Annotated in this window: 17 protein-coding genes and 5 pseudogenes; 3 read left to right on the top strand and 19 right to left on the bottom strand. The window is 59.4% G+C overall.

Going from position 1 to position 17317, the window contains the following annotated elements; translation table 11 throughout:
- Positions 1 to 478 precede the first annotated feature (478 nt).
- The gene (locus FXV83_RS28865) at positions 479 to 1390 is read left to right on the top strand and encodes a LysR family transcriptional regulator (RefSeq protein ID WP_235940258.1); all 912 of its coding nucleotides are present in this window, start codon (positions 479 to 481) and stop codon (positions 1388 to 1390) included.
- Here FXV83_RS28865 and FXV83_RS28860 read toward each other — a convergent pair.
- The 4 genes and pseudogenes from FXV83_RS28860 to FXV83_RS44340 all read right to left on the bottom strand — a co-directional run.
- Entirely contained in the window at positions 1354 to 1611 is a 258-nt protein-coding gene (locus FXV83_RS28860; RefSeq protein ID WP_148742998.1) for a DUF2274 domain-containing protein, read from the bottom strand. The two genes, FXV83_RS28865 and FXV83_RS28860, sit on opposite strands and share 37 nt — an antisense overlap.
- Positions 1608 to 2114: pseudogene (locus FXV83_RS28855) on the bottom strand (TraB/TrbI/VirB10 family type IV secretion system protein); the annotation flags it as partial. The gene FXV83_RS28860 and the pseudogene FXV83_RS28855, both read right to left, overlap by 4 nt.
- Positions 2115 to 2701: 587 nt before the next feature.
- On the bottom strand, positions 2702 to 3436 hold the full coding sequence (trbL, locus tag FXV83_RS28850) for a P-type conjugative transfer protein TrbL (protein ID WP_148742997.1): 735 nt from the start codon (positions 3434 to 3436) through the stop codon (positions 2702 to 2704).
- Between the two features lie 105 nt (positions 3437 to 3541).
- Positions 3542 to 3601, bottom strand: a pseudogene (locus FXV83_RS44340) (putative entry exclusion protein TrbK-alt); the annotation flags it as partial.
- An 85-nt stretch (positions 3602 to 3686) separates the two neighbouring features.
- On the opposite strand from FXV83_RS44340, the pseudogene FXV83_RS28840 reads away from it, so the two are divergent.
- A pseudogene (locus FXV83_RS28840) lies at positions 3687 to 3874 on the top strand (transposase); the annotation flags it as partial.
- A gap of 302 nt (positions 3875 to 4176) precedes the next feature.
- On the opposite strand, the gene FXV83_RS28835 reads toward FXV83_RS28840, so the two are convergent.
- The 13 genes and pseudogenes from FXV83_RS28835 to FXV83_RS28775 all read right to left on the bottom strand — a co-directional run bounded on the left by FXV83_RS28835 (position 4177) and on the right by FXV83_RS28775 (position 15234).
- Positions 4177 to 4551: a DUF4189 domain-containing protein gene (locus tag FXV83_RS28835; RefSeq protein ID WP_148742996.1), complete on the bottom strand. Its 375-nt coding sequence runs from the start codon at positions 4549 to 4551 to the stop codon at positions 4177 to 4179.
- 362 nt (positions 4552 to 4913) lie between these two features.
- Positions 4914 to 5690: pseudogene (locus FXV83_RS28830) on the bottom strand (IS5 family transposase).
- A gap of 360 nt (positions 5691 to 6050) precedes the next feature.
- Positions 6051 to 6323: a hypothetical protein gene (locus FXV83_RS28825; RefSeq protein ID WP_148742995.1), complete on the bottom strand. Its 273-nt coding sequence runs from the start codon at positions 6321 to 6323 to the stop codon at positions 6051 to 6053.
- Positions 6324 to 6995: 672 nt separating this feature from the next.
- Complete coding sequence (locus FXV83_RS28820) at positions 6996 to 7265, bottom strand: DUF6129 family protein (protein ID WP_187436231.1); 270 nt, start codon at positions 7263 to 7265, stop codon at positions 6996 to 6998.
- A gap of 11 nt (positions 7266 to 7276) precedes the next feature.
- Complete coding sequence (locus FXV83_RS28815) at positions 7277 to 7636, bottom strand: DUF3024 domain-containing protein (RefSeq protein WP_148742994.1); 360 nt, start codon at positions 7634 to 7636, stop codon at positions 7277 to 7279.
- A complete protein-coding gene (locus tag FXV83_RS28810) occupies positions 7633 to 7887 on the bottom strand; it encodes a nitrogen fixation protein NifZ (protein ID WP_148742993.1) in 255 nt (84 codons plus the stop codon). Before FXV83_RS28810 ends, FXV83_RS28815 begins: the two co-directional genes overlap by 4 nt.
- Complete coding sequence (locus tag FXV83_RS28805; protein ID WP_148742992.1) at positions 7884 to 8204, bottom strand: nitrogen fixation protein NifZ; 321 nt, start codon at positions 8202 to 8204, stop codon at positions 7884 to 7886. The genes FXV83_RS28810 and FXV83_RS28805 overlap by 4 nt, the downstream gene beginning before the upstream one ends.
- A gap of 1086 nt (positions 8205 to 9290) precedes the next feature.
- Positions 9291 to 9515 (bottom strand): 4Fe-4S binding protein, encoded by a 225-nt coding sequence (locus FXV83_RS28800; RefSeq protein ID WP_148742991.1) that lies wholly within the window; start codon positions 9513 to 9515, stop codon positions 9291 to 9293.
- Positions 9516 to 9531: 16 nt separating this feature from the next.
- Positions 9532 to 11085 carry a nitrogenase cofactor biosynthesis protein NifB gene (nifB, locus tag FXV83_RS28795; protein WP_148742990.1) on the bottom strand — a complete coding sequence of 518 codons (1554 nt, stop codon included), beginning with the start codon at positions 11083 to 11085 and terminating at the stop codon, positions 9532 to 9534.
- Positions 11086 to 11670: 585 nt separating this feature from the next.
- Positions 11671 to 12237: a hypothetical protein gene (locus tag FXV83_RS45510; RefSeq protein ID WP_430648955.1), complete on the bottom strand. Its 567-nt coding sequence runs from the start codon at positions 12235 to 12237 to the stop codon at positions 11671 to 11673.
- 1080 nt (positions 12238 to 13317) lie between these two features.
- Positions 13318 to 13539: a putative nitrogen fixation protein NifT gene (gene nifT, locus FXV83_RS28785; protein ID WP_148742989.1), complete on the bottom strand. Its 222-nt coding sequence runs from the start codon at positions 13537 to 13539 to the stop codon at positions 13318 to 13320.
- A complete protein-coding gene (nifS, locus tag FXV83_RS28780) occupies positions 13536 to 14729 on the bottom strand; it encodes a cysteine desulfurase NifS (protein ID WP_148742988.1) in 1194 nt (397 codons plus the stop codon). The genes nifT and nifS overlap by 4 nt, the downstream gene beginning before the upstream one ends.
- Before the next feature lie 184 nt (positions 14730 to 14913).
- Positions 14914 to 15234, bottom strand: coding sequence for a HesB/IscA family protein (locus tag FXV83_RS28775; RefSeq protein ID WP_148742987.1), 321 nt, complete (start codon positions 15232 to 15234; stop codon positions 14914 to 14916).
- A gap of 323 nt (positions 15235 to 15557) precedes the next feature.
- Here FXV83_RS28775 and FXV83_RS28770 point away from each other — a divergent pair, with 323 nt between their 5' ends.
- Positions 15558 to 16148 (top strand): hypothetical protein, encoded by a 591-nt coding sequence (locus FXV83_RS28770; protein WP_148742986.1) that lies wholly within the window; start codon positions 15558 to 15560, stop codon positions 16146 to 16148.
- 47 nt (positions 16149 to 16195) lie between these two features.
- Here FXV83_RS28770 and FXV83_RS28765 read toward each other — a convergent pair.
- Together FXV83_RS28765 and FXV83_RS43560 are read right to left on the bottom strand one after the other, a co-directional pair.
- Positions 16196 to 16387: pseudogene (locus FXV83_RS28765) on the bottom strand (TrbI/VirB10 family protein); the annotation flags it as partial.
- 688 nt (positions 16388 to 17075) lie between these two features.
- On the bottom strand, positions 17076 to 17317 hold a 242-nt coding region (locus FXV83_RS43560; protein WP_210250768.1), incomplete at its 5' end, for a hypothetical protein.

Raw genomic sequence — 17317 nt, 5'->3', positions numbered from 1 at the left:
CCTGCTCTGGAGAGGCTCATCGATTGCGCCTGCCCTCCAGAGGGCTGACTGATTTAAACGGCCAAGAGAGGCAAGCCACCGTGGAAGCCCACTCAACTCGCGATAGGAGGCAATAGGTGAGCTGCGGCCTCAATCGACACATATGAGGAAAATGAAGGAGAGCAGCATGTCCAGTTTGAGGCTATCGGTTCGCAACCCACCTCTGAACACATCGAAAGAGAGGACTGAGAAAGCTCGATTGACGGCGACCATGAAAAGGCGGGCGCTCAAGCGCAAGATCAAAGCTTCCAGAATTTCGGTGGTGTCCTCGTCTGGGTCGACGCCGGAACCGGAATCCTAGCTATTCCGAATTGACCGCACCTCACAGTAGTCAACGAATTCGCTGGCAGGGGTGCTGAAGAAGCGCAAGCAAATGGAGTGACCCATTCAAGAAACAATTTTGTCACCGGCAACTCGCCATAGGGCTTCGACCGCGCCTGTGGAATTTCGAGATCTACGCTGGGCGATCGCCGCGTCCCAGCACCGAAGTCTGCGGCAAGCGGCGGAGACGCTCAACATCAAGCAGTCGACTCTTAGTCGCCGCTTGCGCAATCTCGAATGCAAGTTGGGCAGCACTCTGTTCGAGCGCACAAATGGCGGTACGCGACCGACCATTGAAGGTCAGGAATTCCTCGATGCCGCCCGGCGCGTCGTGGGCGAAGCTGATGCAATGACCGCTCGTCTCAAGACCCGCTCGCGTGGCGAGAGCGGTCGGTTGACCATCGGCATCCACACCTCCCTCTCAGCCGGCAATCTCCGGGCCACTCTCCTCGAGCACCGGCACCGCTTCCCCGATGTCGATAGGCAACTGGTCGACGGCTCGAGAGACCATTTGATTTCGGATCTCGCCAGCTCCGCCGTTGACGTCGCCTTCGTGGTCGAGCCCAACCCGAAATGGAGTGACAGGTCATTGTTGCTCTGGAGCGAGCGTGTCGTTGCCGCCCTCCCCGCGAACCATCCGTTGGCGGGCCGTGACGGAGTTCACTGGGGCGAACTGAGGCGCGAATCGCTTTTAATGTCACAGCGAGGCCCGGGACCGGAATTCCTGAAGCTCCTCATCAGCAAATTGGGATCCTCCGACCCTTGCCTGCTGCTTCGCCATGATGTCGTGCTCGACCGCCTCCTCTCCTTGGTCGGCGTGGGCTGGGGCATTCTACTGATATTGGAAAGTGCGACTGGCGCAGTCTATCCGGGTGTCACCTTCCGCGAGGTGCATGATGCCGAGGGTCCGACGCGGCTGAGCTTCCGCGCCTATTGGCGGCAGGCCAACTGCAATCCATCGCTGGGTCCGTTCCTCGACCTCCTTCGCGAGCGCTATCCGGATCTTTCCGGTGACGCAGGTGCGGGCTGAGCAGCATTTCGCCGCGCCTTCGCAAAGGCGCGGTCGGTTGCCATGAAACGCTCGATCATCGGCGCGATCAAATTGGCCAGCTCGATCGGGATTGTCGCGTTTCCGATACGCGTCAGAATCTCGGCATAGCTTTTGAGGTCCCTGAAGACCGCTGCTGGCAGCTCGATGGTGAGCTTGACCGGCTTGTCGTCTTCAAGGGGCCCAAGCTTTAGGTTCGTCACGGTGTTCCTCCCTTGCGGTAGGGCGCCAGCACTAGGTCGCGCGTGACGATCACGCGGACCGGAAAACTTGGCCGGACGGTCAGCGATGGCTGGATGTTGAGCTGGCGCTGCACGATCTGCTGCCCGGTCTGGCTGATGCTGTTGGACGCGCCGCTGCGGATCGCTTGAACAAGGTTGTTCTCGTCCTGGCTCGTGCCCGCCTCGGCTCAGACGCTGAGCATGGTCGAGAGAACGGAGGCCTTGAACAGCATGCCCCAATGGTTGTCGACCTCGTCCTCGAGCCCAGCATAACCACCGGTGTCGGCGCCGGGCTGGCGCTCCAAGGCGATCGAGTTGCCGTCGGGCATGATGATGCGGGTCCAGACCAAGAGGATCCGGCTCTGGCCGAAAGCCACGGAGCTGTCGTATTGGCCGATTAGATTTGCACCCTGCGGGACCAGAAGATATTTGCCGGACGGACTGTCATAGACCGCCTCCGTGATCTGGGCGGCGATCTGGCCCGGTGCCGTATAAACCTGGTAGAGAGCGCCGCCGGAGAACGGATACACCTGGACCGCGTTGATGAAACCGGTGCGGACCGGCTGCACCCGTGCTGCGGCGTTGGCCTGTTTGACGCGAACCTTCGGATCAGCAGCTTCCGGGATTCGTTTGCCGGCGGCGAGCGGTTTCAACTGCCTTGGTAGCGGCAGGGGTTTGGCAATTCCACGATCTTGACGGGCGACGGCGGATCGGCGGTGAGCGTTGCCGGCTCCGCGCTGGCGCGGGCGCCTGAGGCGAAGCTCTCCTGCATTGCCCGGTTGCTTGCTCGGCGGCGCGCCTGACGGGTGCGGCGACAGCGCTGGCCGCCGCACGACCCGCGCCGCTAAAGCCGGACGCAACACGGCCCGCGCTGGACCGACCGGCCGAGGCGAGGCTGTAGGGGGAGGACACGCCTTCCGCCATCGCCGCACCACCACGCGCGGCGGCCGCCATCGCTCCCCTTCCGGCGAGAGCGAGCGAAGCGCCGCCCGCCATCGCCGCGCCGGCGACGGCGAGGCTAGTTCCGACAGCAGCGCCCGCGCCAAGCTGCGGCGCGCCGGAGAACAGACCGTTAGCGATGCCCGGCACCGGGGCCGAGCATGGCGAGTGCGGCGAGCACGACAGAACGTCTGCTCGATCGACGGCTGGCAGCCGCCATAGGTGGTGGTGAACTGCGAGACAGTCCGGTGCCGATGTCGACGATGACAGCGAGCACCATCACCTTCACGGAGGCGACGACATTGCCCAGCACCTTCTCGGCGAGAAAGGCAGTCTTGTTGAAGAGGGCGAAGGGAAAGAGGATGAAGCCCGCGAGCGTTGTCAGCTTGAACTCGATCAACGTGACGAATAGCTTCACCGCCAGAATGAATAAGCGATCAGGACCAGGAGCCAGGACACCATCAGCACCGCAACCTGGACGAAGTTCGCAAAGAAGCTGGTGAAGCCCATCATCTGGCAGTGGGTGCCCCGCGTCGAGACCGACCTGCGCAAGCCGGCCGGGCCGCAGGAAATCGGCTGTCGAGATGGAGGAGCCGCCGGCCTTCAGGCCAAGGCCGGCGAAGCTATTGAAGATGACGCCCGACAGAGTGTTGAAGGCGAAGAATCCGATGTAGAGCGTCTTCTTCACCAGCCGCTGGAGGATGCCTTCGTCGGCGCCCCACGCCCAGAACAGGCAGGCCAAGGTGATGTCGATGACGATCAGCGTCGAGGCGAGAGAAGTGATCTCGCCTTGGATCAGGCCGAAGCCTGAATCGATATAGGTGGTGAAGGTGTTGAGGAAGGTGTCGATGACGCCGACGTTGTTCATCGTTATCTCCCCTCCGCAGCGTTCGTCGTCGACGGTGTAGCCGGCGCGGCCCGTTGCGGCACGCGGCGCCGGCCTGCCGAAGAAGCGCGCGCGGTTCTCCTCCCAGACCGCCTGGCAATGCGGATCTTCGGCATCCTGGGGGCCAAGCGTGCGGCAGCGGTGCAGCTAATAGGCCGAGAGATCGTTGGGCGTGGAGACAGCAGGAGCGTCGGATCTGGGTTGTGGCGCGGGACGGCGATGGATGGCGGACACCCACTTCCGCTTGCCGCTGGCACACCGCAAGCACATGAAGTCGACCAACATGCTGGAGCGGCTCAACGAGGGATCAGGCGACGCACCTATATAGTGCGTATCTTCCCCAATGGCGAGAGCTGTCTACGGCTCGTCCGTGCGTTGACCGTCGAACGCCATGAGCCTTGGCTCGCGGACCGTCGCTAGCTGAACATGGATCTGTTGAAGGACCATAAGAAGGAGGCGTTACGCCAGGCGGCCTGACGATGCTCGGGCCCACCAAAGGGATGGACGCCACCCCTCTCCGCCGCCGTCGCTCGCCTGCTGCGCTTCTGGGTGAGGCGAGCGACGGCGGCTCCGAGGGGATGGCTCGGCCGGATCCCATGATCGATTTTGCTGAACTTGACGCACAGAACTCTCTTCAGTCGCGGGATTCGGCTGGATATGTCTGCTACGAATTTGGGTTCGCCTGACCTCCTTCCTTAGGGCCCTTGGCTTACTGAGGGGCCTTAGTGGCAAACCCAGGCCCGCAGTTTGCAGTCCTCGTCGCCGGTCTCATTGCATCCGGCCAGCGCGCCTTGTTGCGATAGCTCCTCTTCAAATTCACCAAGTGGGTGGGACCACCACGCGCGTCCCAGCCGGCGTCCATTGCCTATGGCAACGGCGGCGCAAGCGTTGCTTTCGTAAGTTTCGATTTGGCAATCCGAGCCGCCCTTGCGGCGACAGTCGAGCAGGGCCCACCGTTTAGCGTGCTTTTGTGATCTACACCCGTGCGAGACACCGACCACGTCATCTGGTTTGGAGTATGCGATGGCCCCGGAGCCGGCGAACGCGGTAGTGTTTGAAATGAACAGCGCGAGGACGCCGATTATTAGTTTACGCATTCACTTTTCTCCATTTGGATTTGAGCATCGCACTGATTGGCGCCTATTGCCCTACGGCGAGATACAGCAAGGGCCGTGCCAGCGCTCCTCGCGCGCACTAAGCGCCTAATTGTGCTTTGAAACAGTTCGCGATGCGCAAACGGCGCACGGTGTTTTGAATCTCACAGCTTTGTGCACCGCTGTCAGAAAGCTGACAAGGATCGAGAGGCTGACGCATCCGGACCTTGCCACACGGACTTGATCCGGGTTGAAGGCAATTCCTTTTTGGCAATGCGCGCGGCGCCCTGGGAGACTTGCACCGCCAACCGCTGCAAGAGGATTTCACGGTCCATGCCGCGCTTACAGCAAACTAGGGTACAGACTCAATTGAGCCAATATGCGACGAGAGCGGCGAGCTGAACAGCGGCTAAGAAATTCCGGGCGAGCTTGTCGTATCATGTGGCGATGCGGCGGAAGTCCTTGAGCCGGCAAAAGCAGCGTTCGATGACATTTCGGCCTTTGTAGGCGCGTTTGTTGAAGCGGTGGATGACGACACGGTTGGATTTATTGGGAATGACGGGCTTGGCGCCGGGACCAGCGATTTCGGCGCGAAGGTTGTCCCCGTCGTACCCTTTGTCTGCGAGAAGCGCGCTCATGGTCGGTGCGAGCGCCAGAACATCGGGCGCGGCAGCGATGTCGGCATCCTGACCTGGGTCAGATGCAGGACGACCCGGTCGGCAGAGCGGATCGCTCAGCGCATGGACTTTTGTCGTACGGCCTCCCCGCGAGCGGCCGATTGCCTGATTGTGCTCCCCTTTTCCGCCGGAGGCACACCGATGAGCTTTGATCGAAGTCGAGTCGAGCGACAGCACGACGGCATCTTTGCCAGGTTTGGCCAGTGCTTGAAAGATTGCGCACCATCGTTCGCGCTTGGCCCAGCGATTGAAGCGATTGTAGATCATCGTGTAAGGACCGTATTCGCGCGGACAATCACGCCATCGCGCACCCGATTGCAGCATGTGAACAATACCGCTGAAGATGCGCCGGTCGTCTCCCGATCCGGCCCCGTTAGTCCCGTCGGCAGATGAGGTTCGATACGAGCCCATTGCCTGTCATTCAACCAAAACAAACCCGCGCGCATTCGCTCGCCCCCGAATCAAGAACACGGAGGCAAGAGACTCACGTGGCGCTATTTAGGTACAGACCCTAGCAGCGAGAGACAGCTCAGCGCCGAACGACGTCTGCCGGCCGAGCTGATGATCCGCCGGCACGCTCGCGGACCGCATTTCCGGGTGGTAGATCTATATTCACAGATGCGCCTTTATCGGTCGCTGATTGAAACCATGACAATCGATGAGGTCTAGGCCAAGTGGGCCGGTCTATCGGCAGACCGGTCAGCTCGCTCATCGCGCGAGCTGACCCTCGGACGCAGGGACCTGAAACGATCAGCTGGCCCGGCGGTCGTAATCCGCCTGGCCGGCTCGATCACGCCTGTCAATTTCCGAAAATTGAACCATATCTCAGCGCTGGTGACCCAAGCCAATCCCCAAGGTACGTGCTTTCTGTCGTAGAGACCCCTCGGATCGCTTCATCAGCTTTGAAACCCTAGCTACAGGGGTGCGGGCCTTTGAGTGCTCTTTGAGCAGCTTGACGTCATCCTTACTATACTCTTTGCGCTTGGCGGCTTTTGCCACGTGATGTTCTCCGATTTCGTTTTGCACATTTGCCTGTAGCGCCTTGTTTTTGGCGTAGACGCAACTGCATCCCATTACCATATCAATGGTGATCGACAACTATTCAAGCGGATTTTTCTCTTCGAGATAAGAACTGGAACTACACGCGAATTTGTCCTCCCTGGATGTTTATCTGCGTGACAAACCGATTCTCGACATGCACGTTACCCAGCTTCAACATGGAAGCAAGCCATAGATAAGGGACGCTTGACGCGTCTTCGAAAGACAACTCGAAAAGCGCTTCTTGCTTGAATGCTCCGACCTCAGCTCACCAAGACATTTCGTAGAATGGTATTTCCAGGCGCCAGTATTGATGGAGTAGCGCTGGATCGGCCGGGACACTCGCACTGCCTCACTTGCGCGCGCATCATCAACCGGCCGCCACGGCGAGTGCCCGGCGTCACCGCGCGAAGAACAAACGTCTTGTCCTATTTTCCGAAGGCCAGCGGCTTTAAGTGAAAGTACTCACAAAGGCAAATCTTGCGATGCCAGATCCTCGTCAGCTGATCGAGCACGGCTCGCCCGTCCTAATTTGATCTGCCGCAGCATTCTTGATCTGATTAGCCACGTTGAGATACCCAGGCAATTCCGCTGCGAGAACGATCGCTTGCCCCCGTCTCATGGAGCCGACGAACGAGCGTCGTGATTCCACGGGCTGGTCACTACCGCATGGCAAACAACCTGCGGGCCTGCCGTCGTGGGTGAGTTTGGCACCGGCAGGCGATTGCTTAATCATGACTTGCCAGAGCGCTTGGCCAGCACAATGCCGGTGGCGCGCTGCGGATCATTCGTAATCTGTGCACAGTGACCGCCACTGTCGAGCAGATGCAGGTCGAACTGTCCAACCCGGCGGAACGGTGTCTGCGTCATGTCGGAAGCCTCGCAACAGATCCAGGCGAGATGTGGAAATTTCTGCCGGAGCATCAGGCAGGGCTCAGACGCTGTATCAATAGTGGCGAGCGTCTGCTCGATGTTCGTCAATTCACCTGCTGCGAGCACCATCTCCACAATCCTTATTGCCAGAACAAACGTTCAGGGTCGGCGTTCAGAACCGCTGTCGCCAAGTCAAGCCGTTGATGGGTCGAATGCCACTCCCAGACGCCCTTGCTGTGATCTTTGCGGAACAGCTGCCATGCTGCCCCAGTCCTATCGTGGTGCAACAGCGCGACGTCGACGAGGCCTCCCGGCGCATCGATATTGCCTGAGCAGCACGGGCTCTCGACAAGATAGCCGCCGGCAACCCCTGTCACCTTTGGCGGGACATATCGGTAGCGCTCGCGCCTCGTCAGCGCGCGCGCGATCCGCCACCGGTCGAGCTCGTTGGGATGCGCAGGCAATCCGGAATGATGTCGTCTGTTGATTGCGGCGTTCATTGCGCGATGTTCTGGACTGCGGAGATTTCTGCCTCGAGGCAGCCAACCACCAACTGCTTGCCGAAGTCGACCATATAGATGGGTAGGTTCGCTTCCGTATGGCGACCGACCTGGACGATCTCACCAATGCGCCCTACGCTGACCAGACACTCTTCCGCCGACGCGTTGGGAAAGGAACCGTCGTTGAGCAGATCGATTGCCGCCTTGACACGTTGGCCTGATCGGTATTTTGGCAACCTTGGTTCGATCATCGGGGTGCTGCTCCTGGCAAGAAGGGGTCCTCGGCTCCGCGGCTTCGCGTGACTAGATCAAGCTCTTTGCATTTCATGCCGACGCGATAGCCGGATTCGAGGAATTCGACCCCATAGATATAAAATTGTTGCAGGAACGTGCCGATCGAGACGACATAGCCAAGCTCGCCTTTCTTGACCAGAACCTCACCGATCTCCTTGCCCACATAGGTGCCGTCGTTGCGGATGGTGCGGTTGGCCCGCACCTTGTCGCCATAATCAAAGAAGGGCGTGTCCGTCAACTCGACGATGTCACTATCCCGGGCGATGTTGCTCATGCTGCCGTCCCCGTTCCATGCTTCAACTGTACCGCGCCTCGCGAGCGCCCGGAGTTACGAACCGCCCTATCGTGATCCTCGATCAACTCCGTCGATTCCCGCACCGCGGCGCGGCTTGCGACCACGTATTGGATGAGCCAACCGGGATGACGGTGCGTCAACATCAACGCCCGCACCCAAAAGCGGATGCTTGAGCCGCGAGCCTATGATTGATGTTGAGGAAGCCGCCGATGCTGCACGCGAGTCCGTCGTTGACGCAACGAGCTTGAGCCGGCAGCAAGCAGTGCGGTTCAGCGCGAGACGCGCAGCCGGCACAATCGACCTGATTGCCCCGGCAACTGAGGGCATCGTGGATGACATCACTCATGGTCTCGCCCATCCGCTTGAGCGTGCCTCACAAACCTTGGCGCCAATCTTGTGCGCGGGACTGCCCCCAGCAGTCTCTCGACTGCCGCCGTCCTTCCTCGAGTTGCCCGAGACGCATCTCCAAGTGGGCAACAAGCCTTGAGCGAGAACAGGAAGACGCACGCGAGGCGCTCTCATAGCAGCCGAATTCGGGCTTCGTGGCACGACCGCGCCGGTCGGCAGCAAAATCATCTCCGCATCACGACCGCCTTGGCTTGGCACAGGTTGATTTTCTGCATCTTCATCGAGGTGATAGGATAACCTTGCCGCCCTGCGAGGCTCGACACCGTGCGACCAACACAGGACTCGATGAGGACGCTCTCGTTTCGCTCGGATGACCGACTGAAGAAGACCTCCGGCATGAATGTCGCATGTTCAATGATGGCCCCAGGTGACTGGATTGATATCGCGGAAGACGGGTCCGCTCTTGGTGGACCCATCGGCGAAATCGATCCTCGACGCTCAAGACCGCGGCCTTCCGGCCGGCAGGAATAGCTTGACGCAGTCCCGCCGACGTTCGCGTCGCCACAATATGGCTTGGCAACTGGCACCTCGGCGACCAGGGCGAGCCGTCCACCCGGTTTGGGAGGGCGACAGCCGCGGCCGGCGGCTCGTCAAGGCGGAGCATGATCCGCCCGAGTTTCTGAACCGCTAGTGTCGTAGTGGCATCCATCGTGGCCCTCAGGCAGGCTTCTGATAACGCGGCAGCGCCGTGTCGAGCACGCATGTGTAGTCAACCGGGCAAACCGCCACGCATTGCGGTTCGTCAAAGTAGCCGGCGCACTCGGTGCATTTCTCAGAATCGATCAGGAAAGCGCCGGCTACCTCGGAGATAGCGAGGTTCGGGCATTGCGTTTCGCACGCTGAACAGCCCGTGCATTGCGAGGCGATGATCTTGAACGGCATTGTCTGAACCCATCCTTCAGGCGGCGGAAATCAGCGCATTGTGGCGGGCCGGATCGACCCGCTCAACGTGCTTGACCTTCCCCTCATTGACTTTATCGAGATAGAGTTTGAACCAGGCGATCGCCGAGGCATCGATGAACTCGCAGGCGTACTGATCGACCGGCTCGATGCCGGCCTTGATCAATTCGGCCTTCGGGCAGCCGCCGATCTTTGACACGAATACGGCGAGGCAATCCTTGATGGCGCCGATGGCGATTTCGAGCTTGCTGTCCTCGCCATGGCCGCCCTGGCAATAGGGATGGATAGGACGATGACCAACGAATTTCGCGCCTGAAGTCGAGAGCTCGTAGATCTGGAACTCCTTGGCATGACCGAAGTGCTGGTTGATCAATCCCGACCCCTTGGTTGCAACCGCCACCAGCACCTTGATTTCGCTGGAAGCGCTGGCGAGCCCCGCAAGCTCCTCCTGCTTGGCCGCAAGCTTTGTGATGCGCGCCTTCTCGACTTTGGCCTGATACTCCTTTCGGGGCTGCTCGTCGTATTTGATGTCCATCGCCATGATCTTTTCCATGGTGAACTCCGAGCCGCGGTCCTCTCCGAGCAGTCCGACGGCGTCGGCTCGGCACTGGCGACAATGGCGCATCATGTTCATCTTGCTTTCGCAGCTATCCTGCAACGCTGTCACTTCCTGTGCGGTCGGGCCGCGTTGCCCCCTGAGACCGAACACGGTGCCGTGCTCGGGCGACGATATCAGCGGCATCACATTATGCAGGAAGGCCCCGCGCGACTTCACAGCCTTGTTAACCTCAACCAGATGCTGATCGTTAATCCCGGGAATCATCACCGAGTTGACTTTGCATAGGATGCCGCGCGCGGTGAGCATCTCCACGCCCTGGAGCTGCCGATTGCTGAGGATGCTTGCAGCTTCAACGCCGGTGTAGCGCTTATGGCGGTAAAAGATCCAAGGATAGATCTTTGCACCAATTTCGGGATCGATCATGTTGATCGTGATCGTCACGTGATCGATCTTGAGTCTTGCGATCGTGTCGACATGATCGGCTAGCGCAAGACCGTTCGTCGAGAGGCACAGCTTGATACCTGGCGCGAGCTTGTTCACAAGCTCGAACGTCTTGAATGTCTTGTCCGGATTCGCTAGCGGATCGCCAGGGCCGGCAACGCCGACCACGCTCATCTGAGGGATCGCGGAAGCGACCGCCAGCACCTTCTTGGCGGCCTGCTCCGGCGTCAACTTCTCGCTGACAATGCCGGGGCGCGATTCGTTGGCGCAATCGTATTTACGATTGCAGTAATTGCACTGGATATTGCAGGCGGGTGCAACCGCGACATGCATGCGGGCATAATGGTGGTGCGCCTCCTCGCTGTAGCAGGGATGGTTCTTCACCTTTTCCCAGATCTCATTTGGCAGATGGCCGATGCCGGCCTGAGATCCGCAGCTCGCCTTCCCGCTGCCGCCGATCGTACCGCAGCCCTTGTGCTTAGTGACCGCTTGCATGGTCTCGTTGATCTCGCCGCCGTCGCAGGACACCTGGTGTTGCGCTGAAGTACTCATTTTTCCAATTCTATTCGCAAGCCGAACTCTTCCGGCAATCATCCCCAGAGTCGTTTCTGAAAAGCCAAGAGCAACTGGCGTGCCATGCCTGCCACAAATGACTTTTGCGGTTCGCTTCAAGTAGTTAGGTAACGCCCGCTCGAATGTCAGTTTTACAACTCATGTTGGAAAGCTGACAGAGATTGCGATCACAAGAGCGCTGGCAGCGTTGTTTTGACGACGGGTTGGCTGCTTCACCTATGCCCTTGGCAAAAAGCAGGCGGGTGGCGTCGTTGAAAGTTGATCTTGTCGTCAAAATGTGACGCCTGTGCAAAGCACAATCCGCAAAAGACTTTCCGGACGCTTTGAAGGACAACTTGATGCAGCGAGCCTTAGTAGATGCAGACGAGAAGCAGCCCCGTTACCGATCACGCGGGCTCCTACGTACCGGCCCGTTGTCGGTCTGTCTGACCGGGCCGGTCTGTAAATGGGGAATTCGCTCACCGTCGATCGAGATAGCCTCATGCCGCGTGACCACGCAGTGCTCCGCGGCAAGCGTCTTCTTCGCCTGCTTCAGCACGGCGGCACTGGCAACGCCCCGCTCCATCAGGATGAGGGACGGCGGGGTGAGCGGATCCTCGACGTGGGCCAGCAAGTCGCCATTGCTCTCGGACGGATCGTGATCGAGAGACCAGATGTCGACGAGCCAAGATCAGGAAGCCCGCCCAATCGCTCGCGGTTCCAGCCATTATCGGATGGCGTGCAGATCTCGAAGACTGGCCGGAGTTCGTCGAGAATACAAGGCACGAGCTTGCCCGCACTCCAAAAGAAGCTCTGCAGCGCACGGCGCGGGCCCGGCTCGAAGAGAACCTCGAACTGGCGGCTGCCCGCCAGAAACACCGGCAGCGAGATGACGATTACCATGTCCGCGGCATAGGTCTGCCCTGCCACAGACCAGGATTCGCGCGGCTTCAGGGCAAGCCAGTTGCGGTGCGACTGCATCCAGATGTTACTTGGCAGATCGAGCCTCGTCTTGGCGCCCGTTTCATCGCCGAGCCAGACCACACAATTGGAGACGTCTGTCGCATCGAGGAACCAGATCCTGGGCGGCACGACAGTGTCGTCAACACTGCAACCCACTGACACATGAGCGGCCCTGGTCTCAAAGATCACTGCCGCTTGTCAACATGCGTGCCACGCCGCCACAGCCTCACGGTGCGCGCATAGCCGGTGGTCGCGGCCATGCCGTCGCCTTGAGAGCTTAACAACACCAGCGTATCAGAATCGAGCCATACGCCGCTACCTTTGCTTCGGGCAAGATAAAGCCATCGTCGATGAAGAGCTTCGTGTCAGTGTCGAATTCACGCAAAGTCACGGCATCGCTTCCGCCGCGCGATAGACTCAAGATCCACCGCGAATGATTTCCTGGCGGTGCGGGCGTGGCGTTCAGAAGCCGGTCCTCGCCTTCGCTGACGGCGAGTTGATCGAGCTCGAGCAGGATCTCCCATGATGGGTTCGGCCTGCGATACTCTCGCGGCCAGAGGCCGCGTGGATTGTTGGCGTCCTTCCATAGGTTGTAGAGACACCCGCCGCGCCGACATAGGGGATATTGTCGGGCCGGTCGTAAATCGCGGTCAGCGCATCTCTGTCTCGTTCGGCTGCCGGTCCGCCAAACACCTCCAGCGTTCTGCTATTCTGCCGCTTCCCGAAGTTCAGCGCCCGCGCGCCTTCGATCTGTTCCAACCATAGATAGGGATCATCATCAGGCGCGGAGGGCGTTGGCCTTCCACTTCGCGAGTTCGTCGAGGCTCTTTGTTTGATGGTTCAAGGATTTGCATGGCGGACGTCGCATCACGATTTTTAAGCTTACGACCTGGCCCGGCGCGAGATTCAACCCTCTCGAAACTGAATGTTGCGGAGTTACAGCCGGTTGGCCTGACGCAGTGAAGACGCGCGGAATACAACGAGCGGGCTGGCGATGTGGGCGCAAGGGGGCGTCGAAGGCCTCCCCGATCAACGCCATCGCTGGCCCGGCGCCTCAGTGCTGAGCTCAGGCCCAGATTGCCTTTGGCACCGCGCTGCGATCTTGGTTGCGAAGAACGCTACGAGGGCTTCCGGAGTGATCAGTACGCTCGGTCGCGCCAGGCCCAAGCCAGGGAATGGTGTCGCGTTCCTCGCAGGTGCCGGACCGCCCCGCCGAGAATAGCTTCCGCATCCGCCGGTTGGCGAGGTTTTGTGGAACCGCAGCATTCATCATTCGGTTGCTTCGCCGCCGCGCTTCTTGGCGTTGATAGTGATTGGTAGGGTGGTGTCACTCGCCATCGCGGGTAGGTCGAGCACCCAGCCGTTCGCGATTCTGATCCAACCACCCCACAGCGTCTCGTGCTCCCATTCGACAATCGGCTCCTCAAGATCCTTCTTGGGCACATAAATCGAAAGGCCCGTCTCGGGCGAACGGCGAATCATGACCTTCATAGGAGCTCCGCACGTTGTGAGCTCTCGCCCGCGCGCTCCTGACACGCACGCCACAAGGCTCTCTGTTTGGCAGTGATGTCCGGCAGGACTTGCAGGACACGGTCGATCTCATCCGGCGCCGTCTCGCGCGACAGCGAGAAGCGAACCGCACCGCGCAAAAAGGCCGGTGGTACTCTCATCGCGCGCAGGACATGGGATGGCTCCATCGAGCCGGACGCGCAGGCTGAACCGAGTGAGACGGCAATTCCGTTGCGGTTGAGCTGGTGCACGATAGCCTCTGCTTCGAGATGCTCAAAGGCAATGTTCGACGTATTTGGCAAACGGTTCTTGATTTCACCAAGCACCATGCAACAGCCGAGCGCGAGAATGCCTTGCTCCAGCCGATCGCGAAGGACGCCAATCTGCATCTGCTCTTGTACGAGGTGTGCCGCAGCGAGTTCGGCCGCCTTGCCGAGCCCAACAATACCCGGAACGTTTTGGGTACCAGCGCGGCGACGCCGCTCCTGTGGGCCGCCGAAGATCAACGGCCGTAACTCGACTCCCTTGCGCACGTACAGGGCGCCGATTCCCTTCGGGCCATGGAGCTTATGGCCAGAGAGCGACAGCATGTCGATATCCGTAGTCTTCAGGTCGATCGGAATCCGCCCGACCGCTTGGACCGCGTCGGTGTGAAAGATCGCGCCGACCGAGCGCGCCATCTTGGCGAGGGATTTCACCGGAAAAATGGTACCGGTTTCGTTATTGGCCCACATGACCGAGACGATCGACGTGCGCTTTGACAATGCGTTGCGATAAGCCTCGATATCCAATCTGCCGCTTGCATCGACCGGAATCAGATGGGTCTTGATTCCTCGTCGGCCCAGTTCCTTGATAAGGGACAGCACGGACGGATGCTCAACGGCGGTCGTGACGATCTCGTCGCGTCCCTCCTGCACGGCGAGTGCGGACAGGATCGCTGTGTTGTCGGATTCAGTCGCGCCCGAGGTGAAGACGATCTCATGATCGAATGCCGCGCCAATCAGGGCCTGCAGCTTCTGGCGCGCCTGTTTCAATGCGGGCGCAACCTCAGTGCCGAATGCATGCGCGGACGACGCATTGCCGAAATGCGCAGAGAAGAACGGCAGCATTGCCGCGACCACCAAAGGATCTGCACGGGTCGTCGCGTTGTTGTCCAGGTAGATCGGCCGCACGGGCTCTCCCCTCTGCACTTAACGTCCTACTTTGGAGCCGGGAGCGGGACTCGGCCGCACTCATCGAGCACGGCGCGGATAATCCGCTCGCGATCGAAGGCTCAACAGTCAAAGACTGGTTCGTTGGCTCATCCTTCAGGCCCATGTTCGATGTTCTTCCATTGCGAAATGGTCCGAACGCGGCTCACCTGCACGATTTGCCGCAGGAGCAGCTCGAGTTGGCATTTGGGTTGTCGAAGCGAAATCCTGATCCTTCGAGCGACACCACGAAATCGATCGTGGTGCCGCTCAGATGCGCTCGGCTCGCGTTATCGACGAAGACTTTAACCCCGCCTTGTTCGAACACGGTCTCCTCGGAGCTCGGCTCATGAGCAAGATCCATCTTGTATGTGAACCCTTGACAGCCGCCGCCTTCGACCATAATCCGCAAACCGCTTGCGGCCTGCGTCGTCGAGGCGATTGCAGCCTTCAGTACGCTTATAGCGCTATCCGTTAGGTTGATCATCTCTGGCTCGCTCTCAAGTCTTGTCGCAAGGCACGATTCGCAAATCCCATGCCAGTTGAGATGCAGCTGAAATCAGTTCGTTTTGCAGGAGCCCAACGTTCGATTTGCGACGTCGGCTTTCCGACAGGCGGATTTGCCACGTCCGGACGTCATTCGGCCAAGAAATCGTATTGTGTCGGCACCTATCCATGCACATTGGGCCAAGCCGCCGCTTACGCTCTACGTCGCCGCAGATATAGCGGGACGGCAAACAACTTGCATAAGGGTAGCGGACACGTCGCATTGGGCGACGCATGCACACCACACTCTGATGAGGAGGCTCCATGACGTCGATCGACAACACCGCTCTTGGCCCGTTGGACAGGCAGGGGCGCTTGCTGAATGCGGTGCTTAAGAGCGAAACAACAAAGTCGGGACGATTTGGATTTCGAGGCGACATCGCGCTGAAATTTCAAGCCCAGCTCGCCGACGAAAAACGACCGCCCGACTATTCTATCGAACAAGTTCTCGCAATCGCGCAGGAGGGCGAACCGACCATTGCAGTTCTTGCCGGATATCTGCATTCGTTTGCGTATCTACCTGAGGCCGCAAAGGTGCTGGACGGCAGGCTGAGTCCCGAAGGCAGCTATTTCATCTTCTGCAACAACATTGATCTGCTCGCGAAGTACCGCACCAAGATAGGCGACATCACCTTCCGCATTCTGCCTTGCGACGAATCAACGGTGTGGAAAGAGATGATGGACTTCGCCGGCGTCGAGAAGAATGACATCAAGAAGCTGGGTACCGCCGGTAGACTCGACTACTTGCTCGACGCGGCCAAGGACATCGATGGATCATACACGGACATCTCATACGAGGACGGCCTGGCTAAAATGCAGCCGGTGAAGAACAGAAGCGAAAACCGCCCCGTCTGAGGAAGCGCCTCGGACGGTCTCTCGCCAGCTCAGCGGCTGCTGCCGCAGGCGCCGGGTTGGCGTTCCAGCACAATCGAGTGGCCGCCGGGCATGATGACGCGGGTCCCCAAGAGGATGCGGCTCTGGCCGAACGCGACAGAGCTGTCGTCTTTGCCGATCAGCTTCGCACCCTGGCGAATCAGCAGATATTTTCCGGACCGACTAACATAGACGGCCTGAGTAAGCTGCGCGGTGATCTGGGTGCGGTCATGGGATGACAGCAAAAATACTTCCAAAGTGACCATCGACCAGGAGTTCCAAAATCTGCTTGCCAAGCGGGCGATGGCGACAAGCGGCCAGACATTGCTCTGTTCAGCAAAGAAGGCTCAGCCATTATGGTCGAATTCAAGGCCTCCGGAGTGTCGATGACGAACATGTCAGCGACCTTTCAGAGTACGCTTATTTGCTTGCAGCGAAATCGGGAGGCGGGCTGAGGCAATTTTACAGTTATCTTATCGCGACATGGTCATCCGCTGCGTTTGAGCGGGTCGTGGACACCGTTTTCAGTCGGCCAGGGATCGTTCAATCGAGCTCCCTTTTTTGGGCCCTCGTAGTCGTCAACCCTGGGCGAGACCTATTTTGAGCTGCTCCACTTCGGCGACGTCATCGATCGAGCAAAGAAGCGGATCGGCGTATACCAAAACAAACACAAGCTGAATCTAAATCGGGACAATGGTTGAAGCCGCATGTTGCCTTCCCCGCACCTTCTGACGGGCGCCTTCCTGACATTCGGGCAATCGGTACGTTTGAGCCGCCATCAGTCGGTTTGGCGAAGATTCCCGAGTTCGGCCAAGTAGAAGCGCCCCCGAGGTAGAACGTTTAGCCTTGACCGTGTGCAGGCCGCGGCAGAGGGTGTGCAGGCGGGGGCAGAGGGCGCAGGCTCGCTCGCTAGCGATCAAGTACAGTTTTGCAGCGAGATTCCTGAGCGGGCCGGCAATAAGCGTATTGAGCGGAAATGAGCGCCGGACCGGCATTCTGGAGTGACGGCACCGCATTTGGACTTCTTGGCTTCGTGAAGAAGTCGTCCGTGAAGAATTCCCAAGTCGTTGATTTAGAATCCGGAAACTGCCCACTGAGGCAATCGAGTTTGCCGGAAATCGGGTGTGCGGGAGGGGATTCCTTGCAAACTT

This window comes from Bradyrhizobium hipponense (genome assembly GCF_008123965.1).
GTDB lineage: Bacteria > Pseudomonadota > Alphaproteobacteria > Rhizobiales > Xanthobacteraceae > Bradyrhizobium > Bradyrhizobium hipponense.
Note: the sequence above shows the minus strand (reverse complement) of the source record. Positions and strands in the feature narration are given on the sequence as shown.

Excerpts from the sequence above, each read along its gene's own strand:
- trbL (WP_148742997.1), bottom strand. The coding sequence starts at position 3,436 with ATGAACAACGTCGGCGTCATCGACACCTTCCTCAACACCTTCACCACC.
- FXV83_RS28815 (WP_148742994.1), bottom strand. The coding sequence starts at position 7,636 with ATGAACGCCGCAATCAACAGACGACATCATTCCGGATTGCCTGCGCAT.
- FXV83_RS28775 (WP_148742987.1), bottom strand. The coding sequence starts at position 15,234 with ATGATCAACCTAACGGATAGCGCTATAAGCGTACTGAAGGCTGCAATC.
- FXV83_RS28835 (WP_148742996.1), bottom strand. The coding sequence starts at position 4,551 with ATGCGTAAACTAATAATCGGCGTCCTCGCGCTGTTCATTTCAAACACT.
- FXV83_RS28770 (WP_148742986.1), top strand. The coding sequence starts at position 15,558 with ATGACGTCGATCGACAACACCGCTCTTGGCCCGTTGGACAGGCAGGGG.
- nifB (WP_148742990.1), bottom strand. The coding sequence starts at position 11,085 with ATGAGTACTTCAGCGCAACACCAGGTGTCCTGCGACGGCGGCGAGATC.
- FXV83_RS28805 (WP_148742992.1), bottom strand. The coding sequence starts at position 8,204 with ATGAGCAACATCGCCCGGGATAGTGACATCGTCGAGTTGACGGACACG.
- FXV83_RS28800 (WP_148742991.1), bottom strand. The coding sequence starts at position 9,515 with ATGCCGTTCAAGATCATCGCCTCGCAATGCACGGGCTGTTCAGCGTGC.
- FXV83_RS28810 (WP_148742993.1), bottom strand. The coding sequence starts at position 7,887 with ATGATCGAACCAAGGTTGCCAAAATACCGATCAGGCCAACGTGTCAAG.
- nifT (WP_148742989.1), bottom strand. The coding sequence starts at position 13,539 with ATGAAGGTCATGATTCGCCGTTCGCCCGAGACGGGCCTTTCGATTTAT.
- FXV83_RS28820 (WP_187436231.1), bottom strand. The coding sequence starts at position 7,265 with ATGGTGCTCGCAGCAGGTGAATTGACGAACATCGAGCAGACGCTCGCC.